The following is a 1,195-nucleotide window of genomic DNA, read 5'->3' as shown; positions in this document are numbered from 1 at the left end:
GTCGCAAATGGTCTTTGCCACGCCCACGCGGATGAAATATTCGCCGTGTCCAGTTGCAGACACGGCGCAAACGCCGTTCTCGGCATAGGTCGCTGCGCCAATCAGCGGCGAGTCCCCGATCCGGCCCGCTGCCTTGGCTGTCATGCCGCCGGTCGTCGTCGCCGCGGCAAGATTGCCGTCCTGATCGATCGCGACCGCGCCGACGGTGCCATGACGGTCGGCGGCTGTCCGAACGCGCTCTTCGAGCACGCGCTCCAGAGACTGCCTGCGCCGGTCCGTGTCGAAATAGGAATTGTCGACCATGTCGAGCCCCTGCGCTTCAGCAAAAGCGTCGGCCCCTGATCCGGCGAACATCACATGTTCGGACTTGTCCATCACGGCGCGCGCCGCCTTGATCGGGTTGCGTACGCGGGTGACGCCAGCGACGGCGCCGGCATTGCGGTCGCGGCCGTCCATGATTGATGCGTCGAGTTCATGAGTACCCGCCGCGGTGAACACGGCGCCGTGGCCGGAATTGAAGAGCGGATCGTCTTCCATCGGGATGACAGCCGCCTCGACCGCATCCAGCGCGCTACCACCGTTTCGGAGCACGGCTGCGCCAGCTTCCAACGCAGTCTCGAGCGCTGCGGTGTAAGCCGCTTCCTTTTCCGGGCTCATGCCTTCGCGGGTGATCACGCCTGCACCGCCATGGACCACCAGCCGCCACTCGGTCATGGTGGGCCCAGGGTCCGGGGTCGCAGCGCACGCGCCGAGGAGGACCGCCGACGCGATCACCAGTTTGCGGAAATTCATGAGAGCAACTCCTGTTCATGCTGAAACAGGATGCCCGCATTGGTCAGAGACCTTCAAGCCCCTTGCGAGCAGCTTTCAGCTTTTCCCTGCGCGCGGACCAGTCACGGATCCGCTCACGATTCTCTTCAACAATCTCTGGCGGGGCGCGCGAAACGAATTTTTCGTTTGAAAGCTTGCCCTCGGTGGATTTGATGTCCTTGTCGAGTTGGGCCAGCTCCTTGTCGAGCCGATTGCGGGCCTCGTCGATGTCGACAATGTCGGCCACCGAAAGCGCAGACATGGTCTCGCCGATGACCGCAGTCACCGCACCTTCGGGGGTCGCATCCGTCATCGAGATGTCTTCAAGGCGCGCAAGGCGCTTCAGGACGTCCTCATGGCTCATCGCGCGGTTTTCGATTTCCGC

The 1,195-nt window shown here is 63.3% G+C and carries 1 protein-coding gene and 1 pseudogene; both read right to left on the bottom strand.

What is annotated here, in order from left to right:
• Nucleotides 1–792 (bottom strand): isoaspartyl peptidase/L-asparaginase family protein (locus B4F73_RS10045; RefSeq protein ID WP_290483169.1); only part of this gene is annotated, 792 nt, incomplete at its 3' end.
• A 43-nt stretch (nt 793–835) separates the two neighbouring features.
• Nucleotides 836–1,195, bottom strand: a pseudogene (locus B4F73_RS10040) (valine--tRNA ligase); the annotation flags it as partial.

Source organism: Hyphomonas sp. UBA3601 (assembly GCF_002375605.1).
Lineage (GTDB): Bacteria > Pseudomonadota > Alphaproteobacteria > Caulobacterales > Hyphomonadaceae > Hyphomonas.
The sequence above is the reverse complement of the archived record's forward strand: the minus strand, read 5'-3'. Positions and strand labels throughout refer to the sequence as shown.